This window comes from Arachidicoccus rhizosphaerae, assembly GCF_900107765.1.
Lineage (GTDB): Bacteria > Bacteroidota > Bacteroidia > Chitinophagales > Chitinophagaceae > Arachidicoccus > Arachidicoccus rhizosphaerae.
Genome location: NZ_FNQY01000024.1, coordinates 23703 through 44714, shown reverse-complemented (window position 1 = coordinate 44714; position 21012 = coordinate 23703). Strand labels below are relative to the sequence as shown.

The window sequence follows — 21012 nt, the reverse complement described above, 5'->3', positions numbered from 1 at the left end:
CGGGGTCTTATTTAGATCTGACCAGTCTGAACCCTAAATTATTGCTGGCGCTGCCAGGTTCACCTTTGCCTCTGGAACCTGCTTTATACCTAATACAATACTCATCACTGCATAGAAATGAACCACCGCGCTGCACTCTTTTAACCTGGCCGGGTTCCTCGGGATCATAGCTGTCCTTCGGACCCTGTGGATTTTTTTCCGGGCTGTGGGCATAATAATCCGGTCGGTAAAAATCGCTGCACCATTCCCAGGCGTTGCCTTCCATATCATAAAGACCGTAGCGGCTGACGGGATACTGCTCAATGGGTGCCAGCATATCATAACCGTCTGCCTTGGTATTATGGTCCGGAAAATGTCCCTGGAAATTATTGGCCATATATTTACCATCCGGATGCAGGCTTTTGCCCCAGTAGTAATCCTCATAATGCTGACCGGCTCTGGCAGCAAATTCCCATTCCGCCTCCGTGGGCAGTCTTTTACCGGCCCAGTTGGCATAGGCCACGCAATCTTCATAACAAACCTGAACGACCGGATAATTGCCCTTACCCTGGATAGAAGAACCGGGTCCCAGAGGATGGCGCCAGTTCGCACCCGGCACATAACTCCACCAGGCCATCGGGTTATTAAGTGGGACCGGACGGCTGGGCGGGGTGAACACCCCGGAGCCGGGCACTAATTTATCTACTGGAACGCCAGGATAATCTTTTGGATTTAAAGGCCTTTCTGCGACAGTTATGTAGTGGGTTGCATCCACAAATTTGGCAAACTGGTCATTGGTTACCTCGTGGGCATCCATATAAAAAGCGGAGACCGTTACTTTATGAACCGGCTGGGCATCACCAAACTGATCAGACCCCATCTGAAAACTACCGCCCTGAATGAGTACCATTTTTGCGCTGTCCATGCCATGACCGGCGCTCTGATCCTTTGAAGCGGATAAATCATCGCTGGCCCCTGCACCGGCCATCAAAAGACCGGCCCTGGAAGGCTCTTTACAGAGCGTGCAGTCCATGGCCATCTTCCCCTGGTTATGAGCGGCGGAAGAGGCAGCCCCACTGTCTGTTAAGGAATTGTTTTTATTTTGTGCATGATTCGATTTACAACCCGTTAAAGCGAGCGCGATCAGGCAAAGGGTGATCACGCCTGGTAAGGGCCGGGTGAGAAACAGTGACTTGGTCTTAGCCAATAGCCGGACAAATGAAACAACGGAACCTCTTAAAAGTGCCGCTCCACGGGCTTTATTTAAAAAAGATGGAACAATCATATCTTTACGCTAACTGTTAAATTTTTGTCTATTCTGGCAAATCTAATGAATCTTAAGCAGATTTAATAAGGCTTTCAGCAGCTGTCAAAGGCCCTGGCAAATAGCCCGGATAAAGAACTCCTGTCGCATTTTTACCTTTGGGTAATTCTTAGTACCTTTGCGGCTCAAAAATTATAAGCAAAGACTCCATGATTAGCGCAAGAAATATTACCCTGGCTTACGGCAAACGGGTCCTTTTTGACGAAGTAAATATTAATTTTGTAAAAGGTAACTGTTATGGGGTTATCGGAGCCAACGGGGCCGGTAAATCCACCTTTTTAAAAATCCTCAGTGGTGAAATTGAGCCCAATAAGGGACATGTGGAGATCACCCCGGGAGAAAGACTCTCGTTCTTAAAACAGAACCAGTTTGAGTTTGATAATGAGACGGTTCTGAATACCGTTCTGATGGGCCACAAAAAAATGTGGGATATCATGCATAAAAAAGATGCCATCTATGCTGATCCGGATGCCACGGAGGCCGATTATATGAAAGCCGGTGAGCTGGAAGCAGAGTTCGGGGAGATGGGGGGCTATGAATCAGAGAGCAATGCTGCCAACTTTTTAAGTTCTCTGGGTATTAAAGACGATATGCACCAGATGTATATGCGCGATATACCCTCCAATATGAAAGTACGTGTTTTGTTGGCACAGGCCTTATTCGGGAATCCGGATATCTTGTTGCTGGATGAACCGACCAACGGTCTGGATATTGAGACAATTGGCTGGCTGGAGAACTTTCTAGCTGATTATCAGAATATTGTATTGGTTGTTTCTCACGACCGTCACTTCCTGGATGCCGTCTGTACCCATGTGGCGGATGTCGATCGCCAGAAAATCAAGATATACACCGGTAACTATTCTTTCTGGTATGAGAGTTCACAGCTCATGGCCCGTCAGATTGCCGACAAGAATAAAAAAATGGAAGACAAGCGTAAAGACCTGTTGGACTTTATCGCCCGCTTTAGTGCCAATGCTTCTAAGTCCAAGCAGGCAACCTCCAGAAAGAAAGCCCTGGAAAAACTTACCATTGAAGAAATAGAGCCCTCCAACAGAAAATATCCAGGTATTATCTTTCAACCTTTGCGCGAAGTAGGTAATGAGATCTTACATGTTGAAAATTTAAAAAAGGCCGTCGAAGGGAACACTTTATTTGATAAAGTTACTTTTGATATTAAAAAAGGAGAAAAAATCGCCTTTTTAAGTAAAAACCCGCTGGCAGTATCCGCCTTCTTTGATATTATTAATAATGAGGCCCAGGCCGACAGCGGAAAATTTCAATGGGGAACCACCATTACAAAAGCGTATTTACCCATTGAAAATGGTAAGTATTTTGAAAAAGGATTGCCCCTTTTAGACTGGCTGCGCCAGTATGTCCCTGCCCACGTGACCGAGGCTGATGAGCCCTTTCTCAGAGGCTTCTTTGGTAAAATGCTTTTTGCCGGTGACGATATCCTGAAAAAGACGGATGTCTTGAGCGGGGGAGAGAAAGTCCGGTGCATGGTATCCCGCATGATGCTGCAAAACCCTAATGTTATCGTGCTGGACCAGCCTACCAACCACCTTGATCTGGAAAGCATTCAGAGCTTCAATGAAAGCTGTATTAATTTTCCGGGCGTTGTTCTGTTGACCTCCCATGACCATACCTTTATGGAAACCGTCGCCAACCGTGTGATCGAACTCACCCCTAAAGGCATCATTGACCGTCTAATGACCTTTGATGAATATCTTCAGGACAGCAGGGTCAGGGAATTGCGTGCAGAGATGTACCGGTAGTTTCACGGTCATCTGCCATCCATTAAATATTTGAGGATGAAAAGGCAAAGTCTGCAAGGTAGCAGGCTTTGCCTTTTCATATTTGGGGCATGGCTTAACCTGTATGTCGGTGCACCATTTTATGATTTTATAGGCTAGGTCTATTTAATCAAATGTCCTATCTTAGAGTCAACAATTGAGCCGATGCCTACGCACGGTTTAAAATAATCAGAAAGCAGTTGCATTCATGGAATATATAGACTATTATAAAATTCTGGGGCTCACTAAAACCGCCTCAGCCGAAGATATTAAAAAAGCCTACCGTAAACTGGCCAGAAAATATCATCCGGATTTAAATCCCGATGATGAAAATGCCAAAAAGCAATTTCAGCAGATCAATGAAGCACATGAAGTGCTCAGTGACCCGGAAAAAAGGAAAAAATATGACCAATATGGCCAAAACTGGAAAGAGTCAGAAGCTTATCAGCAGGCCAGAAATGCTGCCGGAGCCGGGCAGGCAGGAGGCTTTGGCGGTCATTATACGTCGGGAGAGGGCGGACAGGGGTTTGACGACTATGATTTTTCCGATTTTTTCTCCTCCATGTTCGGTGGAGCAAGGGGCGGCGGTGGCGCCCAGTCCCACCGCAGAGGCTTTAGAGGCCAGGATATCCACGCCGAGTTTCCCTTGCCTTTAAAACAGGCTTTTCATACCCATAAACAGGTCTTTACAGTTGCCGGGAAAAATATCAGAATAACGGTGCCGGCAGGAGTGGAGGACGGCCAGATTATTAAACTCAAAGGACACGGCAGCCCGGGCATTAACGGAGGTCCGGCCGGCGATCTGTATATAACTTTTATTATACAACCGGACAGTGAATTTCAAAGAAAAGGCGATGATTTATATGCTACAAAAGAAATTCCACTTTACACCGCTATTCTGGGCGGTGAGGTCCTGATCTCCACGATGGATGGCCAGGTTAAATTAAAAGTCAAACCGGAGACTCAAAATGGCCATAAGGTCAAGCTCGCCCAAAAAGGCTTCCCGGTCTATAAAAAAGAAGGCGCGTTCGGAGACTTGTTTATCACCTATAAGATACTGATACCCAATGACTTAACAGATAAAGAAAAAGAATTATTTCAGGAACTCGTAAAAATTAATCCTCATGGAAGCAAATAATGAAATGGAAACCATACCACTTACACATCTGTGTAAGCATTATAAGACGGATATTCATTTTTTTGAGTCGCTGGAATCCTATGGGCTTATTACCCTTATCCAGGTAGAGCAGACCACTTGCATACAAACCGAGCAGATCCGGGAGGTGGAGAAATGGATTCATTTGCATTATGACCTGAACATCAATATGGAAGGCTTGGATGCGATTGCGCATTTACTCCATAAAATGCAGCGGCTGCAAACGGAGCTGACCCATGTCAAAAGAAGGCTTAACGGCCTGGAAGATTTTTAAAATCAGCAGCGAAGGGTTTTTTGCAATTATTAACCCTTAGATAGAACAAGTTGGAACAAAAAGTATTAACTTTGCTTAACAAATTGGGTAATGGATAAAATTTTACGTAATAAATTAAGGCAACAAAACAATTCGCAGGCGGGACCCGGTCAAGGGTTAAAGGCCGGACGTGTTTTATTGTTTGGCGTTTTATCCTTCCTTATGCTTTTAGGCAGCAGTCGGCTGAACCAAACGGCAGCCGCTACCTTACCCGTAGGCAATCCTTTATTTGCCAATTTTTCCACCGACCCTTTTAACATGGATCTGGGTGATAATATCCTTGGCACAGCTGAAAAGCATGTCAGTTGTTATCCTAATCCGGCCGTTTCCTATATCAATTTTAAGTTAGACAAAGCCGTGGCTAAAGATTCAAAACTTTTTATCTTTAGTTTTACTGGTAAACAAATGGCAGAGCTGGCCCTTACCGGTTCGGTCATAAAAGTAACCCTGGAAAATTATTATCGGGGTTTATATGTTTATCAGCTTAGAAGCCCTGGCGGGGCGATACTGGAAAGCGGCAAATTCCAGGTTAAGAATTAATGAATGATTTTTCATGATGAAAAATGCAAGAGTATTTTGGACCTACGTTTGTACACCTTTTATAGATCAACTTACAATAACAACAAAGCATTATGCCCTTAATTAAAAGTATTTCAGGGATCCGCGGGACCATTGGCGGAAAACCCGGAGAGACCTTGAGCCCTTTAGATGTCGTAAAATTTGCAGCCGCTTATGGAACATGGATTAAGCAAAACAACCAGACCAATAGTAAAATTGTAGTTGGAAGAGATGGCAGAATCAGTGGAGAGATGGTACAACGCCTGGTGGTATCAACCTTAAATGCAGTAGGCCTTGATGTCATTGATGTTGGTCTTAGTACGACCCCGACCGTAGAAATGGCTGTAAAATTTGAAGATGCAGCAGGCGGCATTATCCTGACTGCCAGTCATAATCCTAAAGAATGGAATGCCCTGAAACTGCTCAATCAGGATGGTGAATTTATCAGCGGAGCAGATGGAGCTGCCATTTTAGAAATGGTCGAAAAAGAAGATTTTAATTTTGTAGGTGTTGATAAATTGGGCAGTTATGCCATCAATGAAACAGTGCTTGCCAAACATATTGATACGGTGGTCAAGCATCCGCTGGTTAAACCGGAGGCCATTAAAGCCAAAGGTTTCAAGGTTGTCGTGGATGCCATTAATTCTACCGGGGCTATCGCTGTACCGGAGCTGTTAAAAGCGCTGGGTGTCAATCAAAGCGATATTTTTATTTTAAATGAAGAAGTGAACGGAAAGTTCGCACACAATCCGGAACCTTTACCCGAGCACCTCAATAGCCTGCGCAACGAAGTCAAACAACAAAAGGCGGACCTGGGTATCGCCGTTGATCCTGATGTCGACAGACTGTGTTTTGTCAGTGAGGACGGTTCTCTTTTCGGGGAGGAATATACTTTGGTGGCGATTGCCGATTATGTATTACAGCATAAAAAAGGTAATACGGTCAGCAATATGTCTTCCACCAGAGCTCTTAGAGATGTCACCGAGAAAGCCGGAGGCGCGTACTTTGCCAGTGCGGTAGGGGAGGTGAATGTGGTTAAAAAGATGAAGGAAGTCAACGCAGTTATTGGGGGCGAAGGCAACGGCGGCGTCATTATGCCGGATCTGCATTACGGAAGAGATGCGCTGATTGGCATTGCGCTATTCCTGTCCATGATGACAGAACGCAAAAGCGTGCATCAGTTACGCATTCAGTATCCCAATTACTTTATATCCAAAAATAAAATTGAACTGGAAAACGGTATCGATGTCAGCCGCATTTTTGACCAGATCAAAACTAAATACAAAAACAACCCTATTAATCAGGAAGATGGGTTGAAAATTGAATTTGATAAAGATTGGGTACACCTGCGTACCAGCAATACGGAGCCTATTGTCAGAATCTATGCCGAGAGTTCTTCGCCTACTACAGCGGAAAATATTGCCAAGCGTATCATGCAGGATATCAAAGAAGCAATGTAAGATTACGGCTCAATAGCTTAAGTGCGCAGACAAGGTGGTTCACCTCCCTTAAACTATTGGTTTTCTGATAAGGAAATAGCCAGTATCTTTGCAAAAATTTAATTAGAAAGCGCACGATTAAATGGTGCGCTTTTTAGTTAGGATTGTAATTTAATACTAAGAGAAAAATGACAAGGCGTATCTATTTTGATAATGCAGCTACCACTGCCCTGGACAAAGAAGTCCTGGACGCCATGCTGCCTTATCTGACTACTCATTTTGGTAATCCATCCTCTATTTACAGCTATGGCCGTGAAACCAGACTGGCTGTGGAGAATGCCCGTAAATCAGTTGCCAAGACGCTGGGCGTTCATCCGGCAGAAATCTTTTTTACCAGCGGAGGTACGGAAAGTACCAATACTGCCATTAATGCTGCGGTCAGGGATTTAGGGTGTACCAGGATTATTACTTCTCCCTTGGAGCATCATGCGACCATGCACTGTACGGAAGCGCTCAGCAAAAGGGGGGAAGTGCGTCTGGAGAAAGTAGCGATACTGGAAAACGGACATGTTGATCTGGAAGATCTTAAAAACAAACTGTCGGGCTCAGCCGAAAAAACCTTAATCACTCTGATGCATGCCAACAATGAAATCGGCAATATGCTGGATGTGGAAGCCGTTGGTACACTCGCAGAACAATATGGTGCAATTTTCCATTGCGATACCGTTCAGACGGTAGGGCATTACCCGCTGGATTTAAAAAAGCTTAAAGTGCATTTTACCAGTGCGGCCGGCCATAAATTTCACGGACCTAAAGGCATCGGCGTCTTATATGTCAATGAAAACATTAAAATCCATCCTTTTATTGAAGGGGGGGCTCAGGAACGCAATATGCGGGCCGGCACAGAAAATATTTACGGAATTGTCGGGTTTGCCAAAGCCCTGGAACTGGCCATGGCCCATTATGAACAGGAGCGGAGCCATATTCAGGCAATAAAAGATCACATGATTAAGCGGCTGGAATCGGAGTTTGAGCAGGTTCGCTTTAATGGAGACACCAGAGGCGAGAGTCTGTATAGCGTTTTAAGTGTCAGCTTTCCTGAGACGGAAAAAACAGAAATGCTGCTGTTTAATCTGGATATCCATAACATTTGCGTCTCCGGCGGCAGTGCCTGTTCCAGCGGTGCCAGTGTCGGATCACACGTCATGCAGGCATTATATCCAACAGAGCATCTTGTTCCTGTCCGGTTCTCTTTTTCCAAATACAACACACTGGAAGAGGCCGATCTGGTCATTGATCAGCTAAAAAAGCTCTTATAATCCATCAAAAATTGACTTTATTCATAAAAAGCCATCAAAATATCAAATGATGGCTTTTTTATGCCTAAATATTCACAAATTAGCATGTATATTGCGTTAAATTTCTACTTGCAGTTATGGACATCCTGATTAAGAACCTGAATTTTCCAACAAACGTATATAAAGACCTTTCCCGGGGAGACCTTTTGATCAGAAACGGGAAAATTGATCAAATTGCCCCGTCCATTTCATTAAATGCGGAGGACAACACAGATATACTGGATGCCGAAGGTGGTTTTCTGAGTCCGGGCTGGGTAGAGATCTTCTCAGATTTTGCCGATCCCGGTTTTGAGTTTAAAGAGGAGTTACAGACCGGTGCCGGCGCCGCATTCCAGGGGGGCTTTACCCATGTCTTTTTATTGCCTTCCACGCACCCGGTCGTAGATAACAAATCACAGGTCAGTTATATTAAGGATAAATCATCCCGCCTTCCCGTTGAGCTCTATCCGATTGGCGCGATTTCCAAGGGGCTGGAAGGAAAAGAGTTGTCAGAAATGTATGATATGGCTGCCAGTGGTGCCATTGCCTTTTCTGACGGCAAGACTCCTTTGCAATCAGCAGGCTTACTATTAAAAGCACTGCAGTATGTCCGGGCAACAGGCGGTGTGCTGATCCAGATGCCTTTTGATAAAACTGTTGGCACCTATGGCCTGATCAATGAAGGGATTGTATCCACGCAGCTGGGACTGCCTGGATTGCCGGCCATAGCGGAAGAACTGATGATTCAAAGAGATATAGAGCTGGTTCGTTATACAGAAAGCAAGCTGCATTTTACAGGTATATCTTCAGCCAGATCGGTGGACCTTATCGCAAAGGCCAAATCAGAAGGACTTCGTATTACCTGCAGCGTCACTCCACATCATTTATTATTTACGGATGAGGATTTAAAAAATTATGACACCAATCTGAAACTCAATCCGCCTCTCAGAACAGCAGTTGACAGAGAAGCGCTCAGAGCAGGCGTTAAAAACGGCACCATTGACTGTATCGCCACCCAGCATTTTCCGCAACACACAGATGATAAGGTCCGGGAATTTGAATATGCCAAAAACGGCATGATCGGACTCCAAACGGCTTATAGTACATTAAATGAAGCGATCAGTGATCTCAGCGCAGAAAGCGTCGTTTCGCTGCTCAGCCAAAATGCAAAAGACATTTTCGGTCTGTCCGCTGCCTCCTTTGAAGTAGGGCAAGAGGCGGATCTTACTATTTTCCATCCGGCTAAAAGCAGTACTTTTACAAAACCGGTCAATAAAAGCAAAGCCGAGAACAGCCCTTATTTTGACAAACCATTAAAGGGAAAAGTACTGGCGACCATCTCCCATAATCAGATGACAAAAAATTAAATTATTATAATATAAATTATCCTCCATGGAAAACCAAAAAGGCAAACTCTGGGAAAAAGGCATTATCATCGCTCTGATAATGATTGTATATCAATTGATTTTGCACTTTACCGGACTCGACAAAAACAAGCCACTGGGTTGGTTAAATATGCTGATTTTTGTAGGGCTGATTATCTATTTTACCATGCAGCAAAGTAAAGCCCTGGATGGGCAGGTAACATTTGGCAATCTGTTCGCCTATGGGTTTAAAATTGTAGCCATTGTCATCTTGATCATGATCACCTGGTCCATTTTAATGTATAAAGTAATTTTCCCGGAAATGAAAGAACAGTTCTTCCAGATTCAAAGAGAGGCAGGGCTCAAAAAGGGCGCAACTGAGGATCAGATCAATGCCGGGCTCGCTGTTACCAAACAATACTTTATGGTATTTATCATTGCTGGAACCCTATTATACTACGCCGTTTTAGGCGTTATCGGTGCCTTGCTGGGCGGCGCCTTTTCTAAAAGAATTCCAGCAGGCAGTTCTCCTTTTAATCAAGAACCACTCAGTTGATTACATAATTTTTAAGTATTCGCGATTAAAACTGGCCTGTTTTTAGAAGCAAGTCGGGGGTTAATAAAAATAGATACCTAACAGACAACACAGTCTGCAACCAGAAATATTAGTATACAGCGTTTTATGATAGATATATCCGTAATTGTTCCCTTATTCAATGAAGACGAATCCCTGCCGGAGCTGGCAGAGTGGATTACCCGGGTCATGAAAGACAACAATTTTACCTATGAAGTTATTATGGTAGATGATGGCTCCACGGACGACAGCTGGTCCGTTATAGAGTCTATCGCCAAGATCAATACAAACTTCAAGGGTATTAAATTTCAGCGCAATTACGGTAAATCAGCCGCTTTGAATGAAGGTTTTAAAGCAGCCCTGGGTAGCGTTGTAATCACCATGGATGCTGATTTACAGGATAGCCCCGACGAGATCCCGGATTTATATAAAATGATCAAAACTGATGGCTTTGACCTGGTCAGCGGCTGGAAGAAAAAACGCTTTGATAATAAACTGACCAAAAATCTACCCTCCAAATTATTTAATGCAGCCGCCAGACGCAGCTCTGGTATTAAACTGCATGATTTTAACTGCGGACTTAAGGCTTATAATAAAAAAGTAGTCAAATCCATCGAAGTATACGGGGAAATGCACCGTTATATACCCGTGCTGGCTAAATGGGCAGGATTCAGGAAAATCGGGGAAAAAGTAGTGGAACACCGCGCCCGTAAATTCGGGGTAACTAAATTCGGGCTGGAAAGATTTGTCAACGGCTTTCTGGATTTAGGTACTATTTCTTTTATCAGCCGGTTTGGTAAAAGACCCATGCACTTTTTTGGCCTGTATGGCAGCCTTTGCTTCTTTATAGGCTTTGTAATTAGCATAGTATTGATTATCAATAAGTTTATACATCCATTTCAGGGGCTAACCAATTCTCCCTTGTTTTTTATTGCCCTGACGGCCATGATTATCGGGATGCAACTCTTTTTAGCGGGTTTTATAGGTGAACTCATAGCGAGAAACGGTGCGGACCGTAATAAATACCTGATAGAACAGCGCCTGGGGTTGGATTAAGTCTTTGCTGTTACCCTTAAGCGCTCCCCGATACAATTTTTTCTTAAAAACAAATGACTGGTAGTATTTTGTACTACCTTTGCCGCCTGATAACTAAAAGTACAGACGACAAGCCCTGTCTATTAAAATTAACTAATTGAATTAGTATATTATATGTCTAATTTATCTATAAGTCAAAGAGGCATCCAGATGCCGGCTTCACCTATACGTAAACTGGTCCCTTTTGCAGAAAAGGCTAAGGCAAAAGGAATGCATGTCTATCATCTGAATATTGGACAGCCAGATATTGAAACGCCGCCTGCGGCTATGGAAGCCGTACGCCATAACCATATGCGGGTATTGGAATACAGCCACAGCGCAGGCAATGAGAGTTATCGCAGAAAGCTGGCCGGATATTATAATCATATCGGGATTGATGTTAGTTTTGAGGATATTTTAATTACAACCGGAGGTTCAGAAGCCATCTTTTTCAGCTTCCTGGCCTGCTTAAACCCGGGCGACGAAGTGATTATCCCTGAACCTTTCTATGCCAATTATAACGGCTTTGCCGTTGAAGCAGGCGTACAGGTCGTTCCCGTCCCTTCCAGCATTCAGGATGGATTTGCCCTGCCGCCCGTCAGTGACTTTGAAAAACTTATCACGGATAAAACCAAGGCCATCATCCTGTGTAATCCCAACAATCCGACGGGATATTTATACAGCCGCCAGGAAATGGATACGCTAAAAGATATTATATTAAAACACAACTTATATCTGCTGGCAGATGAAGCCTACCGGGAATTTTGTTACGGTGGCACTCATATCAGCGCCATGACGCTTAAAGGAGCTGAACAAAATGTCATTTTAACCGATACCATCAGTAAACGCTACAGTGCCTGCGGTGCCAGGATGGGAGCCCTGGTGACTAAAAATAAGGGCGTGCTGGAAACGGTGATGAAATTTGCCCAGGCCAGGCTGAGTCCTCCCGGTTTTGCCCAGATTCTGGGAGAAGCCGCCATCGATTTGCCTGCCGATTATTTTGACAGCACAAGAGAAGAATACAAAAACCGAAGAGATGCGCTGGTGCGTAGACTCAATGCCATGGAAGGTGTATTCTGTCCCAATCCAGGCGGAGCTTTTTATGCAATGGCCAGTTTGCCGGTAGCAGACTCAGAGGATTTCTGCCGATGGCTGCTGGAGGAATTTTCATTTGAGCAACAGACCCTTATGATGGCTCCGGCACCTGGATTTTATGCGACACCCGGTTTAGGCAAAAATGAGGTACGGTTAGCTTATGTACTGAATGTGGCAGAAATAGAAAAGGCGATGGATTGCCTGGAACAGGCGCTGAAAATTTACCCGCACAGAACGGCCGGGAAGCCTGTTGTGTAGCCTTTTTGAATTAGTTAATTTTTAAATATTCTTAGTTTTTTACTAACATTTTCTGACTTACCTTTGTGCAATAATAGCGATAAGCGGTGGTTTTAGCGGAATAAGCAACCAATCAATATAAAACCACATTGAAATAAGGTGAACAACGGTTTAAGAAGTTTTCATAAAAAGACTATATCTTTGAACCGTAAGAAATTTCAAAATTGTTTAAAACAGATTAAACCTTGAATACTCGGTTGAGTCCAATAAAAACAAAAGCGAAATCGCTTAAGATTTGCAAAGGCAGGTCTTCAAAAACAAAGAAGTTATTATATTTGTCGTGGCGTAAAGCAACAGCAAATTAAAGATATTTGACACTGATTAATGAATGGATTTAGTAATTATTCAGTTACCTTTTTTTCATATGGCAAGCAATCGAAGACGGTCTGTGGTTTCTACCACGGACCTTTTTTTAGACCATATATGACCCATTTATTTTCGATTTTTTAATGATAAATAAACAAACGTTAGGCGCTGTTTTGTTAGCTTTGCATATATATTGGCTCCGGACTTATCAACGCTAAACATTTCCGCCCATGGATAACTTTATTGCTGCACGCTCACAAATGGCCTTATCATTAGGCTTCCATATTATTTTTTCCTGTATTGGCATGGTCATGCCTTTTTTTATGGCCGTTTCTCACTTTATTTATCTTAAAACCGGCAATACGCTTTATAAAAATATAACCCGGGCCTGGAGCAAAGGGGTGGCGATCTTCTTTGCCACAGGCGCTGTTTCAGGGACTGTTTTATCCTTTGAGCTCGGTCTGCTCTGGCCGGCTTTTATGGAAAAAGCAGGACCTATTTTCGGGATGCCCTTTTCTTTGGAAGGAACGGCCTTTTTTATTGAAGCCATTGCGCTTGGATTTTACCTGTATGGCTGGGATAAATTCAATAAATGGTTTGTCTGGGCCACTGGTGTGGTGGTAGGAATCAGCGGACTGCTGTCCGGCATTCTGGTCGTGGCGGCCAATGCCTGGATGAATAACCCCAAAGGTTTTGATTTTATAAATGGCGAGTATATCAATATAGATCCCATTAAAGCCATGTTTAACGACGCATGGTTTTCCCAGGCGCTCCATATGTGCATTGCAGCTTTCGCCGCTACCGGCTTTGCGGTGGCGGGGGTGCATGCCTTTATGGTTTACCGTAAAAAGAATATACGCTTTCATGCGGCCGCCTTTAAAATTGCGGCCACTTTTGCAGCGGTTGCCGCTATTTTACAACCCTTAAGTGGCGATATTTCCGCTAAAAACGTCGCCAGACTGCAGCCGGCTAAACTGGCTGCTATGGAAGCAGTGCTGAAAACAGAGGCTGCTGCACCATTAATTATTGGTGGTATACCGGATACCGCTACGGGACAGGTCAATTATGCCATTCGCCTACCGGGGCTGCTTAGCTTTATGGCTTATGGCGATATGCACCATCCCGTTAAAGGCTATGATCAGATTCCTAAAGAAGAGCAGCCCCCTGTTATGGTCACGCACTTTTCCTTTCAGATAATGGTCGCTTTAGGCATATTTATGCTGTTGATTGCGGTCTTATACCTGATTATTATCCTTAAAAAGAAAAGCTGGCAAAATAAGACCTGGCTGCTCCGATTATTTATGCTGGCAACACCTATGGGATTTATTGCCGTAGAGGCAGGCTGGACCGTAACAGAGGTGGGGCGCCAACCCTGGATTATTTATGGCATTATGAAAACCAGGGATGCGGTAACTCCGATGCCAGGCATACCCTATACCTTTTATTTATTTACCGCTGTATATATTTCCCTGTCCGCCATTGTCGTTTTTATGCTCTACCGGCAGATTAAAATGGTGGGCAAGTTATATGACAATTCAGACAACGAGGCGCTGACATTCAGCCATGATCTTCATTAATACCTAAGTTATGCTATACGTCGTCATTACATTTCTATGGGTTTCACTTTGGTTTTACCTGCTTTTTGGTGGTGCGGATTTTGGGGCCGGCATCCTGGAACTGTTCACAAGAGCCCATAATAAGGACAGAACCCGCCGCACGATGTACCGGGCAATCGGGCCTATCTGGGAAGCCAACCACATGTGGCTGATCATAGCCATTGTTATTTTATTTGTGGGTTTCCCAAAGATCTATGCAACCATGTCTACAGCGATGCATATCCCCCTGATCATCATGCTGCTGGGAATCATTGCCCGTGGCACCGCCTTTGCTTTCAGACATTATGACGCGGTGGTGGATGACATGCAACAGGTCTATAACCGCATTTTCACCTGGTCTTCACTGATTACCCCTTTGTTTTTGGGGATTATTGCAGGCAGTACCGTAACAGGCAAAATAACACAACAGCCTAAGGACTTTTTGGAAGATTATGTATTTAGCTGGCTGAACTGGTTCTGCGTGGCGGTAGGTTGCTTTACGGTGGCCATAGCGGCTTTTTTGGCGGCTGTTTTTTTAATAGGAGAGGCCCAGGGAGAAAAAGATAAAAGACGGTTTATTGCCAAGGCAAAAACGGCAAATATAGCTGCATTTATAGCCGGAGCACTGGTATTTTTTGCATCCTTGTACCAGCATATTCCGCTACTTGATTGGATATTCGCAAACCCGGTAGGCATAATTAGTATAACGGCGGCCTCCCTTTCCCTGATCCTACTGTGGTATTTACTCAGTAAGGGAAAAGTAAAGATACTGCCTGTTCTGGCCGGATTTCAGGTAACGATGATTTTGCTTTCCGTTACCTATATTCATTTCCCTAAAATTGTATTACTCAAAGACGGCGGCTACCTCTCGCTTTTGGAACACGAAGCAACCGGCAAAACCATTGATGCACTGGGGGCAGCCCTGCTCATTGGCAGTCTGTTTATCCTGCCCGCACTTTTTTATCTACTGTATAGTTTTAGAAAATCGGCAAACCGAACTAAGGCCTAGAAAATTTAGAAAATTTAAAGCCGTCTTCGTTTAGCCGCTGCATGATTTCCCGGCAATAGCCTCATCACAGCAAACTGTTTTTTAAACAAGCGAAGTATCGGCAGATTCAAAGATTGGCAAAAAATAAAAAAGTCCTGTCGGTATCTTTTAATAGACAACAAACAGGACTTTATTTAAAACCGGACTCTTTTAAAATAAAGAAGCCGGGATTTTAAAAACTATGATTAATAGTGCCAGCGCACAAAGGCTTCCATAGCCGCATACTGAGTAAGCCCAAGCTGTGCATACAGGCTTGCCGTATTGGCATTACGCTCTTCAGCCCTTTGCCAGAATTCACGGCTGTCTGAACCCTGGAAGGGAACGGAGTCCTTCTGAGACTGATGAATAAAAATACCATAACGTTTCTTTTTCACCTGATCAGGACTCATCGGAATGGCCATTTCTATTTCAGCGATATCCCATTCCTGCCAGGCACCTTTATAAAGCCACACCCAGCAGTCTTTAACCCACGCATCTCCGGCTTCTTTCAGCCTTCTCATACTCTCAAAAATAATATCCAGACATACTTTATGCGTACCATGCGGATCTGCCAAATCACCGGCACAATAGATCTGTTGCGGTTGGATTTTGCGCAATAGTTCCATGGTTACTTTGATATCATCCTCGCCCATGGGCTTTTTCTCAATGGTGCCGGTTTCATAGAATGGCAGGTTCATAAAATGAATCTGATCATCCTGAAGACCTACGTATTTAGCAGTGGCCTTAGCCTCACAGCGGCGAATCAACCCTTTTACAGCACGGATTATTTCCGTATCCATATCATTGGATTTTTTGGTCGCTATAAACTCCTGCGCTTCCTTTAGAATCTTATTACTGGTGGAAGCGTCCTGGCGGGTGAGTTGATCAAATCCTACGGCAAAATCCAGAAAACGCGTTACAAATTCATCGGTCACGGCAATATTACCACTGGTCTGGTAAGCAACATGGACGTTATGTCCCTGATCATGTAAACGCATAAAGGTTCCACCCATGGAAATAATATCATCATCAGGATGAGGGGAGAAAATCAGACAGGTCTTAGGGTATGGGGTAGAGCGCTCCGGATGATTTGCTCTGGGTTCTTCAGGCTTGCCACCCGGCCAGCCGGTGATAGAATCCCGCAACATATAAAACACCTGTAGGTTGATTTCATAGGCATCTCCGTTGTCCGCCAATAAATCACTCAGACCGTTTTCATTATAATCATTATTGGTCAGGCTTAAAATAGGTTTACCGATTTTAAGGGCCATATCTACCACGGCTCTGCGCATCAGTTTATCTGTCCACTCCACATTGCCGCATAACCAGGGTGATTTAAAACGGGTCAGCTCAGAAGCCGCCAGTTCATCAATTACAAAGCTGCAGTTGCTGTGTTGTTGTAAATAGCTGGCAGGCACCTGATCGGTGACGGGCCCTTCCACGGCCATAACAACCGTAGGTGCTTTATTGCCCCAGGCCAGCAGTACAATACGTTTGGATTTCATAATAGTTCCAAGCCCCATGGTAATGGCCAGTCTTGGCACTTTGGACAGATTGACAAAGTCTCTGCAGTTGGCAATACGCGTATTATTATCCAGGATCAACAGTCTTGTCTTGGAAAATAAACTGGAACCCGGTTCATTAAAACCAATATGACCGTTATGGCCTAAACCGAGTAACTGCAGATCAATTCCACCTGCAGCATCGATGTCTCTCTCATATGCTTCGCAGGCTTCCCGCACATCTGCCTTTGCCAATTCTCCATTAGGCATATGAATATTGGCAGGATCTATATCCACGTAATCAAATAAATGCTGGTGCATAAATGTCCAGTAACTATTGATGGAATCCCGGCTAATCGGATAGTATTCATCCAGGTTAAAAGAGATGACATTTTTAAAACTGAGTCCTTCTTCTTTATGCATCCGGACCAGTTCCTGATAGAGCTGAATAGGAGTGGAGCCTGTTGCAAGCCCTAATACACATTTTTCATTATTCGCCGCCTTTTTGCGAATCAGATCACTGATTTCCCTGGCTACTGCCAAAGAACCGTCATCCGGTGTTTTGTAAATTTCCACAGGGATTTTCTCAAAAGAGTCAACCATGTTCATAATTAATTTGGAGTTTGATGGGTGAATGTGAGCCGTAAAGTTAGTTCAAAATACCTAAAAGAAATGCAGTCTAGACAAACGTTTGCCAAAACAAAAGCCCTGCCAGTCAATATTGTGAATCCATTATTATGAAAATCCGCCTTTTGCAAAAAAATGGATAATTTTACTTTTTCTAAAAAAAGTGCAACCATGAGTTATTGTCGTTTTGTGCAATCCATCACCTCCGAAAAAGATCTGATCCATAAAGTTTATCATGACCGGTATTATGGTTTTCCCTTAGAGGATGACAACCAGCTCTTTGGCCGGTTGATTCTGGAAATCAACCAGGCCGGCCTTTCCTGGGCTACTATTTTGAGAAAGGAAGCGGCCTTTCAAAAGGCCTTTGATGGTTACCAGATCATCAAAATTGCCCGCTATAAAGATAAAGATATTCAAAGACTGCTCTCAGATGAGGGTATTATCCGCAACCGCCTTAAAATACAGGCCGTGATTTATAATGCAGGGGTCCTGTTAACCCTTCAGCAATCACATGGCTCCTTTAAAAACTGGTTAGATAGCCATCACCCGTTATCTAAGCCCGAGTGGGTGAAGCTCTTTAAAAAGACTTTTAAATTTACCGGTGGAGAAATCACAGGAGAATTTTTAATGAGTACCGGTTATCTGCCAGGCGCGCACGACCCGGATTGCCCGATCATGAAAAAATTAAATAAACTAAAAAATCTTCCCTTAAACAAAAAGCCCAAAAAATAAAACTTATCTCATTTTTTTCATGAAGTACTGAAAACTACGCCCGCCGGATAAATCAGGTCCTGCTTTTCTGCCGGAATAAAAAAACTAACAGTAAATGTGGAAAAATATTGATTATTTATTATGTGTATTTTTATATATATTAGAAAATCTCCATTATTTTTAAGAAAAAAATAAATGGACAATCAAATCATTCAGGTCGACAAAACGGCCAATCCGGCTCCTTTAGGTCTTTTAGGTTTTGGGATGACAACTGTATTACTCAATGTACATAATGCGGGGCTCATTCCGCTCAGTTCCATGATTTTGGCCATGGGCATATTCTATGGTGGTATTGCCCAGGTAATTGCTGGCATTATGGAATGGAAAAAGGGGAATACTTTTGGAACCACCGCTTTTATTTCCTACGGTTTTTTCTGGCTGACCCTGGTAGGGCTTTTGGTGTTGCCCAAAATAGGATGGTGGGATGCACAGGCCGATATGAGCAGTTCCATGGGCTGGTATCTGTTATTTTGGGGAATATTTACTTTTGGGATGTTCTTCCCCACGCTTAAATCCAGCCGGGCCCTGCAGGTTGTATTTGGCACCCTGACTATTTTATTTTTTCTTTTGGCTGCAGCAGAATTCACCGGGAATGCCGCGATTACTAAATTTGCAGGTCATGAAGGTATTATCTGCGGATTATCAGCCATTTACACCGCTCTTGCAGAAATTATAAATGAATCCTTTGGCAGAACTATACTACCGCTGGGCAAGGTAAAATAAACCGGTGATTACCTCCCTTTTATTCTCTTTTACCTAAAGAGAATGGCCTCTTTGTATCTCTGATTTTTTGACCGCCGTAAAATGCTTACTTTTGCCCCACAAAAAAATCAGCTATGCTCGTTGGATTTAATAATGTCACCTTTGAATTTGGTGCCCGTACTATAGTAGCCGATGCCACCTGGCATATCCATCCGGGAGAAAGAATCGGCCTGATTGGCTATAACGGCACCGGTAAATCCACCCTTTTAAAGGTCATGGTAGGACAATACCAGCCTTCTTCCGGAACGGTTGAAAGAGGCAAGTCCACGACCATCGGCTATCTGCATCAGGATCTTTTAAGCTTTGATACGCAGGAAAGTATTCTGGAGGTGGCCATGGGTGCCTTTGAAAGAATACGGTTTTTAGAAAAAGAGATTGAACGCCTGGGCATTATCCTGGAAAACGACAGTGATGAGAAGCTCCTGGAAAAATATACGGATTATTTGCATGAAATGGACGTATTGGATGGCTATACCATCCAGCACCGGACCGAGGAAGTCCTGCACGGCCTGGGATTCAGTAATGAAGAGCTGAACAGGCCCTATAAAACCTTTTCGGGTGGCTGGCGCATGCGGGTACTACTAGCCAAAATGATCCTGCAACAACCCGATGTATTACTACTGGATGAACCGACCAACCACCTGGATTTACCTTCCATTGAATGGCTGGAAAAATATCTTTCCGGATATAAGGGCAGCGTCGTGATCGTTTCCCATGACCAGTTCTTCTTAAATAAAATGGTGAATAAAATTGTAGAACTCTATCAGCAACAACTACATATCTATACTGGTGACTACGCTTATTATCAAAAAGAAAAGGAGTTACGCATAGAAATGCAGCAAAGGGCTTATGAGAACCAACAAGAATACATCAAACAACAGGAGCGTTTTATTGAAAGGTTCCGGGCCAAGGCCACCAAGGCGGCTCAGGCACAGTCCGCAATGAAAAGACTGGACAAAATCGACCGGATTGAGCAGGTGGAAATGGAAAGGCCTAATCTTAGAATTAATTTTCAGATTGATAAACAACCGGGAAAAATCCTGGTCACCTTAAAAAACGTTTCCAAAGCATTTGGTGAGCGCATTATCGTCAAAAATGCGTCCGCAGAAATTGACCGCGGGGATAAAATCGCCCTAATAGGAGCCAATGGAAAGGGTAAATCTACTTTACTTAGAATGATAGCGGATACGGAATCCTTTGAGGGAGAACGTATCTGGGGCCATAATGTGGAGGAGAGTTTCTATGCGCAACACCAGCTGGAAAGTTTAAACCTGGACAATACCATTATTGAAGAGATGCAGCTTTGCGGCAGCGGTAAAACAGAACTTGAACTGCGCAGTCTGCTCGGCGGCTTTATGTTCGGCGGGGAGGAAATCGATAAAAAGATTAAAATCCTGAGCGGGGGGGAAAAGGCACGCGTGGCCCTGGCAAAAGTCATTGCCAGCAAATCCAACTTTCTGATGCTGGATGAACCGACCAACCACCTGGACATGCACTCCGTGGACCTGCTGGCCACCGCACTCAATAAATATGAGGGCAGCTTAATCTTTGTTAGCCATGACCGTTATTTTATTTCCAAGACGGCCAATAAGATCTGGGAAATTGAAAACAACGAGATCAAGGAATTTAAAGGCAGCTATCAGGAATACATGGAATGGAAGGAACTGATGGCCAGCAGATTAAAAGAACAACAAAAAGAACAGGTCAAAGAACAGGATATTCCCAAAGCGGTTGCGGCTCCCCCTAAAAACGACCCGGTACAGCCTCAACTGGACAGAGAACAGAAAAAAAACCTGCAACGCCAACAGCGTCAGCTGGAAAAAACCGAAGAACTGATTGATGGTCTGAAAAAGAAGAAAGCGGGTATTGAGCTGGAGATGTCCAGCCCCGATACGTACGCTCAGCCGGATAAATTCAGTGAGCTGGAGAAAAATTATAATGAGGTTAAAAAGCAGCTGGAGAAGGCAGAAAACGATTATGAATCATTGTTTGAGCAGATTCTGGAACTCGAGTCCGGTTTATAGCCGGGGTGGAATACGCGCCTAAAAATTAGCAGGCACTACCGTTTACCGACTAAAAACGATGTTTAAACGATTATTTTTGCTAAATCCCTTAAAAA

The 21012-nt window shown here is 43.9% G+C and carries 17 protein-coding genes; 15 read left to right on the top strand and 2 right to left on the bottom strand.

The window, feature by feature from the left end; translation table 11 throughout:
- Positions 1-7: 7 nt before the first annotated feature.
- On the bottom strand, positions 8-1264 hold the full coding sequence (locus tag BLU80_RS15945) for a formylglycine-generating enzyme family protein (protein WP_244518978.1): 1257 nt from the start codon (positions 1262-1264) through the stop codon (positions 8-10).
- A 188-nt stretch (positions 1265-1452) separates the two neighbouring features.
- Between BLU80_RS15945 and BLU80_RS15940 the strand changes: the two genes are divergently transcribed.
- The 12 genes from BLU80_RS15940 to BLU80_RS15885 all read left to right on the top strand — a co-directional run bounded on the left by BLU80_RS15940 (position 1453) and on the right by BLU80_RS15885 (position 15213).
- Positions 1453-3078 carry an ABC-F family ATP-binding cassette domain-containing protein gene (locus BLU80_RS15940; RefSeq protein ID WP_091400466.1) on the top strand — a complete coding sequence of 542 codons (1626 nt, stop codon included), beginning with the start codon at positions 1453-1455 and terminating at the stop codon, positions 3076-3078.
- A gap of 226 nt (positions 3079-3304) precedes the next feature.
- Complete coding sequence (locus tag BLU80_RS15935) at positions 3305-4234, top strand: DnaJ C-terminal domain-containing protein (RefSeq protein WP_091400464.1); 930 nt, start codon at positions 3305-3307, stop codon at positions 4232-4234.
- Complete coding sequence (locus BLU80_RS15930) at positions 4221-4526, top strand: chaperone modulator CbpM (protein WP_091400462.1); 306 nt, start codon at positions 4221-4223, stop codon at positions 4524-4526. Before BLU80_RS15935 ends, BLU80_RS15930 begins: the two co-directional genes overlap by 14 nt.
- Before the next feature lie 90 nt (positions 4527-4616).
- Positions 4617-5105, top strand: coding sequence for a T9SS type A sorting domain-containing protein (locus BLU80_RS15925; RefSeq protein WP_091400460.1), 489 nt, complete (start codon positions 4617-4619; stop codon positions 5103-5105).
- Between the two features lie 92 nt (positions 5106-5197).
- Entirely contained in the window at positions 5198-6583 is a 1386-nt protein-coding gene (gene glmM / locus BLU80_RS15920) for a phosphoglucosamine mutase (RefSeq protein ID WP_091400458.1), read from the top strand.
- A 167-nt stretch (positions 6584-6750) separates the two neighbouring features.
- The gene (locus BLU80_RS15915) at positions 6751-7881 is read left to right on the top strand and encodes a cysteine desulfurase family protein (protein ID WP_091400456.1); all 1131 of its coding nucleotides are present in this window, start codon (positions 6751-6753) and stop codon (positions 7879-7881) included.
- A 116-nt stretch (positions 7882-7997) separates the two neighbouring features.
- Positions 7998-9266 carry a dihydroorotase gene (locus BLU80_RS15910; RefSeq protein WP_091400454.1) on the top strand — a complete coding sequence of 423 codons (1269 nt, stop codon included), beginning with the start codon at positions 7998-8000 and terminating at the stop codon, positions 9264-9266.
- A 25-nt stretch (positions 9267-9291) separates the two neighbouring features.
- Complete coding sequence (locus BLU80_RS15905; protein WP_091400452.1) at positions 9292-9819, top strand: DUF4199 domain-containing protein; 528 nt, start codon at positions 9292-9294, stop codon at positions 9817-9819.
- Between the two features lie 126 nt (positions 9820-9945).
- Positions 9946-10893: a glycosyltransferase family 2 protein gene (locus BLU80_RS15900; protein ID WP_244518976.1), complete on the top strand. Its 948-nt coding sequence runs from the start codon at positions 9946-9948 to the stop codon at positions 10891-10893.
- A gap of 153 nt (positions 10894-11046) precedes the next feature.
- On the top strand, positions 11047-12264 hold the full coding sequence (locus tag BLU80_RS15895; protein WP_091400450.1) for a pyridoxal phosphate-dependent aminotransferase: 1218 nt from the start codon (positions 11047-11049) through the stop codon (positions 12262-12264).
- A 575-nt stretch (positions 12265-12839) separates the two neighbouring features.
- The gene (locus BLU80_RS15890) at positions 12840-14186 is read left to right on the top strand and encodes a cytochrome ubiquinol oxidase subunit I (RefSeq protein WP_091400448.1); all 1347 of its coding nucleotides are present in this window, start codon (positions 12840-12842) and stop codon (positions 14184-14186) included.
- A gap of 10 nt (positions 14187-14196) precedes the next feature.
- Positions 14197-15213, top strand: a complete 1017-nt coding sequence (locus BLU80_RS15885) for a cytochrome d ubiquinol oxidase subunit II (RefSeq protein ID WP_091400446.1) — start codon at positions 14197-14199, stop codon at positions 15211-15213.
- Between the two features lie 224 nt (positions 15214-15437).
- Here the strand turns inward: BLU80_RS15885 and nagB are convergent, their stop codons facing one another.
- Positions 15438-17342 (bottom strand): glucosamine-6-phosphate deaminase, encoded by a 1905-nt coding sequence (gene nagB / locus BLU80_RS15880; protein WP_091400444.1) that lies wholly within the window; start codon positions 17340-17342, stop codon positions 15438-15440.
- A gap of 153 nt (positions 17343-17495) precedes the next feature.
- On the opposite strand from nagB, the gene BLU80_RS15875 reads away from it, so the two are divergent.
- From BLU80_RS15875 to abc-f, 3 genes are all read left to right on the top strand, one after another.
- A complete protein-coding gene (locus BLU80_RS15875; protein WP_244518974.1) occupies positions 17496-18092 on the top strand; it encodes a DNA-3-methyladenine glycosylase I in 597 nt (198 codons plus the stop codon).
- Between the two features lie 174 nt (positions 18093-18266).
- Positions 18267-18854, top strand: a complete 588-nt coding sequence (locus BLU80_RS15870; RefSeq protein ID WP_091400442.1) for an acetate uptake transporter — start codon at positions 18267-18269, stop codon at positions 18852-18854.
- Positions 18855-18967: 113 nt separating this feature from the next.
- Entirely contained in the window at positions 18968-20917 is a 1950-nt protein-coding gene (abc-f, locus tag BLU80_RS15865) for a ribosomal protection-like ABC-F family protein (RefSeq protein ID WP_091400440.1), read from the top strand.
- The last annotated feature ends 95 nt before the right edge of the window (positions 20918-21012 follow it).

What these genes read in the sequence shown, in the direction of transcription:
- BLU80_RS15945 (WP_244518978.1), bottom strand. Translation starts at nt 1,264, where the DNA reads ATGATTGTTCCATCTTTTTTAAATAAAGCCCGTGGAGCGGCACTTTTA.
- BLU80_RS15940 (WP_091400466.1), top strand. Translation starts at nt 1,453, where the DNA reads ATGATTAGCGCAAGAAATATTACCCTGGCTTACGGCAAACGGGTCCTT.
- BLU80_RS15935 (WP_091400464.1), top strand. Translation starts at nt 3,305, where the DNA reads ATGGAATATATAGACTATTATAAAATTCTGGGGCTCACTAAAACCGCC.
- BLU80_RS15930 (WP_091400462.1), top strand. Translation starts at nt 4,221, where the DNA reads ATGGAAGCAAATAATGAAATGGAAACCATACCACTTACACATCTGTGT.
- BLU80_RS15925 (WP_091400460.1), top strand. Translation starts at nt 4,617, where the DNA reads ATGGATAAAATTTTACGTAATAAATTAAGGCAACAAAACAATTCGCAG.
- glmM (WP_091400458.1), top strand. Translation starts at nt 5,198, where the DNA reads ATGCCCTTAATTAAAAGTATTTCAGGGATCCGCGGGACCATTGGCGGA.
- BLU80_RS15915 (WP_091400456.1), top strand. Translation starts at nt 6,751, where the DNA reads ATGACAAGGCGTATCTATTTTGATAATGCAGCTACCACTGCCCTGGAC.
- BLU80_RS15910 (WP_091400454.1), top strand. Translation starts at nt 7,998, where the DNA reads ATGGACATCCTGATTAAGAACCTGAATTTTCCAACAAACGTATATAAA.
- BLU80_RS15905 (WP_091400452.1), top strand. Translation starts at nt 9,292, where the DNA reads ATGGAAAACCAAAAAGGCAAACTCTGGGAAAAAGGCATTATCATCGCT.
- BLU80_RS15900 (WP_244518976.1), top strand. Translation starts at nt 9,946, where the DNA reads ATGATAGATATATCCGTAATTGTTCCCTTATTCAATGAAGACGAATCC.
- BLU80_RS15895 (WP_091400450.1), top strand. Translation starts at nt 11,047, where the DNA reads ATGTCTAATTTATCTATAAGTCAAAGAGGCATCCAGATGCCGGCTTCA.
- BLU80_RS15890 (WP_091400448.1), top strand. Translation starts at nt 12,840, where the DNA reads ATGGATAACTTTATTGCTGCACGCTCACAAATGGCCTTATCATTAGGC.
- BLU80_RS15885 (WP_091400446.1), top strand. Translation starts at nt 14,197, where the DNA reads ATGCTATACGTCGTCATTACATTTCTATGGGTTTCACTTTGGTTTTAC.
- nagB (WP_091400444.1), bottom strand. Translation starts at nt 17,342, where the DNA reads ATGAACATGGTTGACTCTTTTGAGAAAATCCCTGTGGAAATTTACAAA.
- BLU80_RS15875 (WP_244518974.1), top strand. Translation starts at nt 17,496, where the DNA reads ATGGATAATTTTACTTTTTCTAAAAAAAGTGCAACCATGAGTTATTGT.
- BLU80_RS15870 (WP_091400442.1), top strand. Translation starts at nt 18,267, where the DNA reads ATGGACAATCAAATCATTCAGGTCGACAAAACGGCCAATCCGGCTCCT.
- abc-f (WP_091400440.1), top strand. Translation starts at nt 18,968, where the DNA reads ATGCTCGTTGGATTTAATAATGTCACCTTTGAATTTGGTGCCCGTACT.